The organism is Psychrobium sp. 1_MG-2023 (genome assembly GCF_030689115.1).
In the GTDB taxonomy this organism is placed as follows: Bacteria; Pseudomonadota; Gammaproteobacteria; order Enterobacterales; family Psychrobiaceae; genus Psychrobium.
Window position 1 is genome coordinate 1 of sequence record NZ_JAUYVJ010000051.1, and the last position, 10,119, is coordinate 10,119.

Sequence of the window (10,119 nt, forward strand, 5' to 3'; positions counted from 1 at the left end):
AGTGTGGGGTTTCCCCATGTGAGAGTAGGACATTGCTAGACACCTATTTAGAGAAAGCCGCTGCAGAAATGTAGCGGTTTTTTTGTTTTCTGATGTTTAGTTATTTACGCGTGACGATAAGCCTACATCATTGTGTAGTGAAAAGATGTTGCGCCGAGGCAACGATCATCGCTCGCGGATCAACATAGGCACAGCTTGTTTCCTTGAATCTAGTTCAAGGGACTGCACAGTGCAATACAGTTAAGGTGTACGTTGTTATTAACGTGGCCGCGTGGGGGTTCCCCAACTTAGTCGTCTCTTGTTTCCTCGAACGCTGTCCGAGGGAAAGCGAGCCGAGGGAGTAGGGCATTCCCAATCACCTATCGAGAGAAAGCCGCTGCAGAATGTAGCGGCTTTTTTGCGTTTAAATCCATAGTGTCATCCCAGCAGGTTTTTAGCTGGGATCTGTTAATGACTGCGTTGGACGATGTTAGGGCTGCAACTCATTAAAGTAGTGCTTAAGTTGGTCACGTAATTAATTTAAGAGGTATAGCGCCATGTAATGTAAGCTCAACGTATCAAAATAGAAATGTTTTAAGAGTGCCTAGCTTACTGCTGGTATGGTTTTGAAGCTTGCATACGCCCTGAATATAGCTATCAGGGCAGTAGGAGTGGTTTTTAATTTATTGGTTGGCCTGATCTTCGTCGGGGCTTGGGAAACTCCAACCGCCCATTGTTTGCCACTTATTGACAATATGACAAAATAACTCAGCGGTACGTTCTGTATCGTAAAGTGCTGAGTGTGCCTCATTACCGTCAAAGTCGATCCCTGCTTCTTTACATGCCTTAGCTAAAACGGTTTGCCCTAAAGCAAGCCCCGATAATGTTGTGGTATCGAATGTTACAAATGGGTGAAATGGATCTCGTTTCAACCCGCTACGGGCCGTTGCAGCTTTAAAGAAACTTTGATCAAATGCAGCATTATGGGCAACTAAGATAGCTCGATGGCAGCCTGCTGCTTTCATTGATTTTCTAACATTTTTAAACAAATCATGTAAAGCGTCGCGCTCACTAACTGCACCTCTAAGCGGGTTGTATGGATCAATACCTGTAAAATCCAATGATGCCTGTTCTAGGTTTGCGCCCTCAAACGGTTCAATATGGTAGTGGTGAGTTTCTTTGATAGTTAGTATCCCTTGGTCATCCATGGATAAAACGCTGGCAGCCAGTTCAAGGACTGCGTCTGTTTGTGCATTAAAGCCAGCAGTTTCAATATCAATGACGACAGGGTAGTAGCCACGAAAACGCTGGCTAAATAAAGGAGCTTGATTAGATGACATGTATAAACTATCTAGTAGTGGTAAAGGTATATTATCTAAGATTCTTTAACTGACTACTAGTAGCAATTTTATCTCTTCATGGTTATTCTGGCAGTTGTAGTGGTTAATTTCTAAAAAATGTAAAGTTCACTAAAGTATCGAGGTTTTTTGCCGATACTCTTTGTATGAAATCGTTTATTTGTTGGATCTTATTATGGTAGGAATACGAAAAGTAGCTATTGTCGTCTCTGCTCTATTAACGACCTCGTTTAGTAGTCAGGCAATGATGAAGAATTATTCGGCATCAATTGAACAATCAAGCTGGTCTCTCACTAAGAGTACGCCAACGGCCTGTATACTAGAGCATAATATCCCAAGATACGGTCTGGCTAACTTTTCGAGTGTTGCCAACAAAAATATAAACTTAGATTTTGAACTTGCTATGCGTTTAAAGCCAGCACAGCGAACTGAAGTAGAGCTTCGCTCTATTGCCCCAAGCTGGCGTGGTTCTATGCCATCGAGGCATATTACCGACATTGCTTACTTCAAGCAGTTTAATGGTGAGCTTGAAGATGACAAAGCTTGGATGATGCTCGGGGAGCTCGAAAAAGGAATGCACCCAACGTTCTTTTATCAAGATTGGTATAACCAACGAGATACCGTTGCTGTTGCTGTCTCAGCGGTTAATTTTGCGCCTCAGCATGAGTTGTTTATGGATTGTGTCGCAAACTTGTTACCTTATAGCTTTGAAGACATTTCATTCACTACCTTAAATTATAAGAAGAATAGTCAGGAACTTGATCGCCGTTCGCAGAATAAGCTTAAAATGATCCAGGACTTTTTGAAGCATGAACCAGAAATGGAATTGGTGGTCATTGATTCGTATACTGATAGTTATGGTGGCCGGTATAATAACGAAATGCTGTCACAAAAACGTGCCGAGCAAATGAAGAAAGTACTTGAAGAAGTTGGTATCGCAGGTAATAAAATCACGGTCAATGGGTATGGCGAAAAGCGCCATATTGCGTCAAACCAAAAGATTCAAGGACGTGATGCCAACAGGCGTGTTGTGATCACAATGAATCGCGGTTATTAGCTGGCTTTAATGAACGGACGAAGGCCGCTATAGCTTGATGTCGCAGCGGTTTTTTATTTAAGTACTCATCCTTACCCAGTATTTATTTTCTATCAATCTAACCAAATCGTGCGCGATAGGCCCTCTATAAAAAAGGAAAACTAGCGTCTTTGAGGCTCTAGAGTGATGACTTGCCACGTGATGCGTGCTATTGAATAGTACCTGTGCTTATATATCCATTTCACTATTTTCTTTTGCTCAAGATATTTCAATTATGCCTCTGTGCAGTTTCCTCATCTTGCAGGAATTACACTCAACAGAAGCTTGCGGTAGATACCAACCATCATCTCTTTGGCACAGCTGTAATCATTTTTTCGATCTATTACCGATTAAAGATGGCAGTTTTGGTGCGAATTGCACGGCGGTCGCTATGTTTAAATATAGCCTTTGTTGTGTAGCCAAAGTACAACGATAGTCAATCGATTCCTGCTACCATGTTGTTGAGCGCAACATTACACTAGAGCCCTATGAATAGCTTGTCATCTAGTTTTATCTTGAGTTTGTGATGGAGCGTTATTGAATCGCAGGATAAACATAGTTTTCAATTATGCTAAAAACTGATGCAGTAGGGCATTATGTTTAACTTAAATTGTTTTTATTTATGAAGCTAAATATATGACCTAGGGTTTTTCTCTGCAATAATTTGCGGTCTACGCCGTCTCTGTCTTTACAAATAGGAACACCATTTGCTTTTATCTCCGAATCGCATTGATCAATGTAAATAAAATGACCAGCCCCGTGTTTTATGCCGGCCAAGTTAGCATTCTTTATATGGCTAGCATAGTATGTGGCGTGTTCGCTAAATGGCAAAAAGTCGTTATTGACTGAGCCAATCACTAGTGTAGGCACGTTGATACTTTGCAAGCTTTGCTTGCTTGTTGCATGACCTAAAGCGGGATCTAATGCAATCGCCGCAACAATTCTCTCATCTTGCATTTGATCTTGTAGGTGGCCAATTTTATTTATCATTTCTTTGCTTATTGGTTGGTGTTGCTTTTTAGAACTGTAGAGGCAGCCCTTATCTTTGAGCGCTTTTTTTGAAGAACAATACGCTTGGGATTTTGTTGCGTCTAACTTGGCGCCAACGGTTGCTAGCGCAGTGAAACCGCCAGAAGAGTGACCTATCATCAATAATTTGTTGGTAACCAGAGGAATATTAAACAGCTGATGCTTTGTTAAACTATCGATGGCAAAGCTAATGTCTTGAGGTCGGTGCCAAAAACGCATTACTGTGCTTGGGTCGATTGTTTCTTGTCCATAGACCCAAGACTCTCCATAGTGAGCGACTCCAGCGACCAGCCATCCTTGAGAAGCTAATGAATAGCCTAACCAATTCATTGAGCGCGGAGAGCCGAATGCTCCATGTGAAATAATTGCGATACGTTGAGGATTTTGGCTGTTCGATAGACAGAGCTTAGCGTTACATGTTTCTACATCGCTTTGGTACCAGAACTTTATCTTAGTTGGGCGATTGGCTTGTTGATTAAAAAAATCAACTTCCGTTGTCATTAATGTCGTGGTGCTGTTCGCTAACGTTAGCTGGCTTGTTAAGACTCCTACTATGGTCAGAACAGCCCAGCACAGTTTTATTATTTTATCAGTCATGGCTTTATCTCTTTGTTCTAAAAATGATATTTGTTAACTATACCGGTTTGTACAAAATTCATCTGTGCAGAAAGTGCGGTTTAATTAATCAGGAATGCGCTAAGGGTTTTCTTCAACAGCAAAATATAATTCAGTCATCATTAGCTCGGGCTTAGTTTCTAAAGGGTTATTCAAATATAACTGAATAATTTGCTGATCTTTCAGCTTAATATTGTGAGGCAAAACCCATTGTGCATAGACTTGAGAAATCGTTTGCCACATAGTGCTATGTGGGCCAATATGCGTAAAACAGGCCCACTGCCCAGCCTGCCAATGGAACACTTCTAGCTCTGAATGAGCATCAGATAACCCTGCAGTAAAACCAGCAAAAAAACGGCTTTCTTGTTGCTCTCCTGCCCAAGGGTTGTCAATAGACACGCCAATAGGTTGCAATTGTGAATAACTGAGTGGTGCCGATAGCTCGGCTAAACGGCCGTATAATTGACCGGCAACAACTGAAAAAGATTGCTTACTAAACCCTTTACCATATAGTCCGTATATTTTTCTGGATGGCAGTGTTTTCCATACTGGTTTAAGTACCTGTTCAGTGATTAGCTTTTTAGGAGGTAAGCTACCCGCACGCTCATTTCTTGGCAGCTTGCCACGAATAATGTCGCTTGGCGTTACTGAGAAATTCTTTTTAAATGCGCGGGTAAAAGAAGAAGCTGATTCATAACCAACGGACAATGCAACATGTAAAATGTTTTCGTTGCCTTCTTTAATTAAATAAAACGCTTTTTCTAGTTTTTGTCGCTGTATAAATTCGCCTAGTTGAAAACCTGTCGCGGCAAAAAATATGCGATTGAAGTGAAACTTTGAAAAGCCAGTATGTGCTGCTAGCGCTTCTAAAGTAATTGTTTGGTCACTGTGATCATAAATATACTGTCCAACTAAGCTAATAATTTGTGAGTTATTGTTGAGATGGTTGGTCATTTGTTTTTACGCCTTTAACTAAACTTGGTTAATTAATTCAGCAGTTTAACGCATGAAATTAATCAATGGCAATGTTTCAAATGAGTGCTGTTTTTTATTGTTAACTGTCACAGGTACATCCTCTATCAACTTACTTTATTTTTCCTGTTCATTGTTCTAACTATTCACTGCTATAAATACCGTACTTTGGTTTGTGTGCTGGACACATGTCATGAGCAGCAAGCATAAGCCAGTAATTGCTATCAGCCATACCCCTTTTGCATAACCTTTATCATGTGCAGTCGACCTGCTCACCGTGATGGACTTTAACCTCGTGTTAATGATTTTAATCGATGAGCTATTGTGATTGGCGACCGAGTTAGCTTATCTGCTTTAGCTTGTCAGCGGAAAATTAAAAAATAAGGTTCAGGGGTTATCAAAAAGGAGGTTGCCATCATTGTACGCGATATTTAGGAAGACTTTACTACAGTAATTATCGATACCAGTTGGGGTAAGGTAGGCGAGAAAGCATTAGATGATGTTATTGCGCGGCTTACTTAAGTAAAGCGAATACAATAATTTTTTCCTACTGTGGGAAATTGGTTTCATGTTAATAATCGTTGTCAAAAGTAAGCACAATTATGACAAACTAACACCTCACTTAATAATGTTTAATGCAACCGTTAAAAGGTTCATTCAACGGCCGGTATTTAAGCTTATAAACTGGGAGTAGAGGTGCCAATCTGATTACTAAAGATTATTTATAGGCTTGTTTGTTGCTATTGTGCTATGACACTTAATTAACTCGCGTCATAGCGGGGCCTCTAGCTTACTATTACCCAGTTAACCCTTTACCAGCGTGCTTGTTTTCAATCAATTCAATTTTATAACCATCAGGGTCTTCGACAAAGGCAATGACAGTGGTGCCGCCTTTTACCGGACCTGGCTCTCGACAAATCACAGCGCCTGCAGCTTTTAATGACTCACAGGTAGTGTAGATATCGTCACAACCAATCGCGAGGTGACCAAATGCAGTGCCTTGATCATAGCTGTCAGTATCCCAGTTATAGGTTAATTCTAATACAGTACCTTCGCTTTCATCTTGGTAGCCCAGAAAGGCTAGGGTGTAGCGATATTCGGTATTTTCAGATTGACGTAATAGCTTCATGTTCAGTGCTTCGGTATAAAAGCTAATTGAGCGCTCTAGATTACCGACTCGTAACATGGTGTGTAGAAATCGCATAGTGTCTCCGGTTAAATTTCTGTTTTTTCTTTATATTCACATAAGTGCTCGATAATACATGAGCCACAACGAGGTTTTCTTGCGACGCAGGTATAGCGCCCAAGTAGAATCAACCAATGATGAACATCCACTTTGAATTCTTTTGGTATAACTTTTAGTAACTTTTCTTCGACCTGATCGACATTTTTTCCCATAGCCAATTTGGTACGGTTTGATACACGGAAAATGTGTGTGTCAACGGCAATTGTCGGCCAGCCAAATGCCGTATTGAGTACCACATTTGCTGTTTTACGCCCAACGCCCGGTAGGGCTTCTAATGCTTCACGGTTCTGCGGTACTTCACTATCATGCAGATCAACTAGCATCTGACAAGCTTTAACCACATTAACCGCTTTTGAGTTATACAGTCCGATAGTTTTTATATAAGTCTTTAGCCCCTCAACGCCTAAATCAACAATCGCTTGCGGTGTATTAGCAACTGGGAATAGTTTACGTGTCGCTTTGTTAACACTTACGTCAGTTGCTTGTGCAGATAGTGTTACTGCCACCAATAACTCAAATGGTGAGCTATATTCTAACTCTGTCTCGGGGTGTGGGTTATCGTCCCTTAGGATCTCTAAAATTTGTTGACGCTTCACTTTGTTCATAGTGACTAACTGACCTTATTAATTCGAACGCGTTGTGGTTTATCTGCTTCTATTTGTGGTTCAACAAGTGACTCCATTCGACTATTGAGACTGTTCTTTGCCGCTAAGATAAAGCCTAAGGCTACAAATGCACCAGGAGGTAGCATGATAAACAGGAACGAATGATCCAGTTGCATCACTTCAACTCGTAATGAGCTGGCCCATTCACCTAAAAGAAGTTCTGCCCCATCGAATAAGGTGCCTTGACCTAGTACTTCCCTAATAGCTCCTAAAATGATTAAGACGAGACTAAAACCAATACCCATGATAAAACCGTCGTAGACAGAGGGTAGAAGAGTATTCTTAGAAGCGTAAGCTTCTGCTCGCCCGATAATGATACAATTGGTGACGATCAATGGTAAGAAGATGCCTAGGGATTGATAGAGACCATAAGCATAAGCATTAAACAGCAATTGAACGCAGGTAACAAAGCCAGCAATAATCATCACGAAAATCGGTATTCGTATCTCTTTTGGGATCCATGTTCTGATCAACGATACTGTCGCATTGGAGCCAATCATTACCGCAATTGTAGCTAAGCTCATGCCAATGGCATTAGTCACTGTTGAAGTCACGGCTAATAATGGACATAAGCCTAGCAATTGCACTAGTCCGGGGTTATTCTTCCACAAGCCTTGCCAGGTTAATTCAGCGTATTGATTCATTTTGACTCTCCACAACGAGCAGTACTCATAAATAATGTCTCTTTATTACGTTTGAAATAAACCAACGTGTTTTTAACTGCTTGAACGACAGCTCTTGGGGTAATGGTTGCACCTGTAAATTGGTCAAATTGACCGCCGTCTTTTTTAACTTGCCACTGCTCATCATCATGTTTGGTTATAAATTTACTGTTGAAGGTAGTAATCCACGGTGCTTTTTTAATTTCTATTTTATCGCCTAAGCCCGGAGTTTCTTGGTGACTCAAAGTACGAACGCCAGTCACAACACCTTGATAATTTATACCAACCACAAGGTCGATGTTACCGTTATAACCATTTGGTGCGATGGTTTCGATAGCTATCGCAACGGGTTGCTCGTTATGTAAAGCCACAAAAGCACGTTGTTCTTCTTTACTGCCAAGAAATTGTTCAGAGAGTACAGGAACACAGTGTTTGTATAAGGCGTTATTATAGCTTGTCGAGTCAATAACTTGGTCGAGAATCTTTAACAGTTGTTTTTGCTCTTGCTCAGCAATCTTCTCTTTTGTCCCTTGATGTGTGATAGCAACTATCATAGTCACGCATAGGGCAAAACCCGCTAGGATAAGTCCATTTTTGGTAATAACATTATTCATCATTAACCTCCTTACGATGGTTTGCAGAACCATAACTAACAGGTTTGGTATAGTAATCGATTACAGGGACTGTCATATTCGCGAGCAATACGGCAAATGCAATTGCATCTGGAAAACCACCAAAATTACGAATGATATAAATTAATACACCGATTAAAGCGCCAAAAATTAAGCGGCCTTTATTACTCGTTGCTGCGGTGACTGGGTCGGTTGCTATAAAGAATGCACCTAACATAGTCGCGCCACTTAACAGGTGAAACACCGGGGTGCCATGGCTATCTGGTGCGAGCAAGTAACCGATAAGTGTACATAAAAATAATGATGAGAGCATCGCAACAGGAATATGCCAGCGGATCATTTTAAGCTTTAGTAAAATCAATCCACCCAGCAAAAATGCGAGGTTTACCCACTCCCAGCCTAAGCCCGCCATTGTGCTATAAGCTGGTTTATTGGTTGCTTCGCTACTGGTTAGTCCTTGAGTTAAATCAGTTTTTAAACTATCAAGGGGGGTCGCCATGGTAATGCCGTCGACCGTTAACCGTAAGTCATTAACACTCACACCGCTGGTCGTGTACCCAGAGAAGACCGCGCTTAACTCATCGATAAAAGATAGTGAATGCTGTGCCACTTCAAAAGGAACCTGCCAAGTGGTCATTTGTAGTGGAAATGAAATTAGTAATAATACGTAACCTATCATTGCTGGGTTAAATAGATTAAACCCTAAGCCACCATAGAGTTGTTTTGCAACAATGATTGCAAATGAAACACCTAAGGCCCCTATCCACCACGGTGCGAGGGGAGGGATTGAAATACCCAAAAGTAAGCCAGTTAATAATGCACTGTTATCTTTTAGAGTCAGGCTAATTGGCTTCTTTCGAACTTTTAAAATCAGCGCTTCAGTGATAACAGCCGTTAACATGCATATAACTAGCTGGATAAGAACGCCAAAGCCAAAAAAGTACATTAATGCGATGATGCCGGGGAGCGTTGCGAGAGCAACATTACGCATCATTTTGGCGGTATTCGCTTGCCCGACTTTATGAGGAGATGGAGTAACTGATAAAAACATATTTTAATACCTAAGAATTTTGATTATCATCGTTTGAGTGTCGGCCTTGTTTCCGTGCCAGTGCTTTTGCCTTAGCTTTAGCAACTGCTGCAGCTACTCGCGCTTTTTTTGCGTCTTCTGGACTAATGCCTTCATTACTTAGTTCCTTGGTAGGTACTATCCCAGAATTCTCTGTTGGCTCAACCATGTCTTCTGATGGCGTAGCCTTGGGACTATAATCATCTGTTTTTACTTTCTTGGCCTGAGCCTTGGCTTTTGCTTTGGCTACAGCAGCGGCAATGCGTGCTTTTTTGTCGTCGGCAGCGCTATTCACTGACGGCTCTGCCTCTTCTAATGCCTCAGGAGATTCATCCGGCTGTGCTTTTTTAGCCTGAGCTTTGGCTTTTGCTTTGGCAACAGCAGCGGCAATGCGTGCTTTTTTGTCATCGGCAGCGCTATCTACTGACGGCTCTGCCTCTTCAAATGCCTCAGGAGGTTCATCCGGCTGTGCTTTTTTAGCTTGAGCTTTGGCTTTTGCTTTGGCAACAGCAGCGGCAATGCGTGCTTTTTTGTCGTCGGCAGCGCTATTCACTGACGGCTCTGCCTCTTCTAATGCCTCAGGAGATTCATCCGGCTGTGCTTTTTTAGCCTGAGCTTTGGCTTTTGCTTTGGCAACAGCAGCGGCAATGCGTGCTTTTTTGTCGTCGGCAGCGCTATTCACTGACGGTTCTGCCTCTTCTAATGCCTCAGGAGATTCATCCGGCTGTGCTTTTTTAGCCTGAGTTTTGGCTTTTGCTTTGGCAACAGCAGCGGCAATGCGTGCTTTTTTGTCGTCGGCAGCGCTATTCACTGACGG

9 protein-coding genes and 1 pseudogene are annotated in these 10,119 nt (G+C 41.7%); 1 reads left to right on the forward strand and 9 read right to left on the reverse strand.

The genetic code is table 11. The features are described from left to right. Positions 1-662: 662 nt before the first annotated feature. Entirely contained in the window at positions 663-1,319 is a 657-nt protein-coding gene (rnt, locus tag Q8W26_RS17300) for a ribonuclease T (protein ID WP_101215902.1), read from the reverse strand. 193 nt (positions 1,320-1,512) lie between these two features. On the opposite strand from rnt, the gene Q8W26_RS17305 reads away from it, so the two are divergent. Further along, positions 1,513-2,394, forward strand: coding sequence for an OmpA family protein (locus Q8W26_RS17305; RefSeq protein ID WP_101215901.1), 882 nt, complete (start codon positions 1,513-1,515; stop codon positions 2,392-2,394). 618 nt (positions 2,395-3,012) lie between these two features. Here the strand turns inward: Q8W26_RS17305 and Q8W26_RS17310 are convergent. The 8 genes and pseudogenes from Q8W26_RS17310 to Q8W26_RS17345 form a co-directional block, all read right to left on the reverse strand. Next, positions 3,013-4,038: a hypothetical protein gene (locus tag Q8W26_RS17310; protein WP_305473841.1), complete on the reverse strand. Its 1,026-nt coding sequence runs from the start codon at positions 4,036-4,038 to the stop codon at positions 3,013-3,015. Between the two features lie 99 nt (positions 4,039-4,137). Then, positions 4,138-5,010 carry a GyrI-like domain-containing protein gene (locus tag Q8W26_RS17315; protein ID WP_101215900.1) on the reverse strand — a complete coding sequence of 291 codons (873 nt, stop codon included), beginning with the start codon at positions 5,008-5,010 and terminating at the stop codon, positions 4,138-4,140. Positions 5,011-5,824: 814 nt separating this feature from the next. Beyond that, positions 5,825-6,232: a lactoylglutathione lyase gene (gene gloA, locus Q8W26_RS17320; protein WP_101215899.1), complete on the reverse strand. Its 408-nt coding sequence runs from the start codon at positions 6,230-6,232 to the stop codon at positions 5,825-5,827. An 11-nt stretch (positions 6,233-6,243) separates the two neighbouring features. Continuing rightward, positions 6,244-6,879: an endonuclease III gene (gene nth / locus Q8W26_RS17325; protein WP_101215898.1), complete on the reverse strand. Its 636-nt coding sequence runs from the start codon at positions 6,877-6,879 to the stop codon at positions 6,244-6,246. A 5-nt stretch (positions 6,880-6,884) separates the two neighbouring features. Then, complete coding sequence (locus tag Q8W26_RS17330) at positions 6,885-7,583, reverse strand: electron transport complex subunit E (RefSeq protein ID WP_101215897.1); 699 nt, start codon at positions 7,581-7,583, stop codon at positions 6,885-6,887. After that, positions 7,580-8,218, reverse strand: coding sequence for an electron transport complex subunit RsxG (gene rsxG / locus Q8W26_RS17335; protein WP_370694296.1), 639 nt, complete (start codon positions 8,216-8,218; stop codon positions 7,580-7,582). Before rsxG ends, Q8W26_RS17330 begins: the two co-directional genes overlap by 4 nt. Next, on the reverse strand, positions 8,208-9,284 hold the full coding sequence (rsxD, locus tag Q8W26_RS17340; protein ID WP_101215895.1) for an electron transport complex subunit RsxD: 1,077 nt from the start codon (positions 9,282-9,284) through the stop codon (positions 8,208-8,210). Before rsxD ends, rsxG begins: the two co-directional genes overlap by 11 nt. 10 nt (positions 9,285-9,294) lie before the next feature. Further along, a pseudogene (locus Q8W26_RS17345) lies at positions 9,295-10,119 on the reverse strand (electron transport complex subunit RsxC); the annotation flags it as partial.

Bases quoted from the DNA above. Each gene is read 5' to 3' on its own strand.
- gloA (WP_101215899.1), bottom strand. From the start codon at position 6,232: ATGCGATTTCTACACACCATGTTACGAGTCGGTAATCTAGAGCGCTCA.
- Q8W26_RS17315 (WP_101215900.1), bottom strand. From the start codon at position 5,010: ATGACCAACCATCTCAACAATAACTCACAAATTATTAGCTTAGTTGGA.
- Q8W26_RS17305 (WP_101215901.1), top strand. From the start codon at position 1,513: ATGGTAGGAATACGAAAAGTAGCTATTGTCGTCTCTGCTCTATTAACG.
- Q8W26_RS17310 (WP_305473841.1), bottom strand. From the start codon at position 4,038: ATGACTGATAAAATAATAAAACTGTGCTGGGCTGTTCTGACCATAGTA.
- rnt (WP_101215902.1), bottom strand. From the start codon at position 1,319: ATGTCATCTAATCAAGCTCCTTTATTTAGCCAGCGTTTTCGTGGCTAC.
- nth (WP_101215898.1), bottom strand. From the start codon at position 6,879: ATGAACAAAGTGAAGCGTCAACAAATTTTAGAGATCCTAAGGGACGAT.
- Q8W26_RS17330 (WP_101215897.1), bottom strand. From the start codon at position 7,583: ATGAATCAATACGCTGAATTAACCTGGCAAGGCTTGTGGAAGAATAAC.
- rsxD (WP_101215895.1), bottom strand. From the start codon at position 9,284: ATGTTTTTATCAGTTACTCCATCTCCTCATAAAGTCGGGCAAGCGAAT.
- rsxG (WP_370694296.1), bottom strand. From the start codon at position 8,218: ATGATGAATAATGTTATTACCAAAAATGGACTTATCCTAGCGGGTTTT.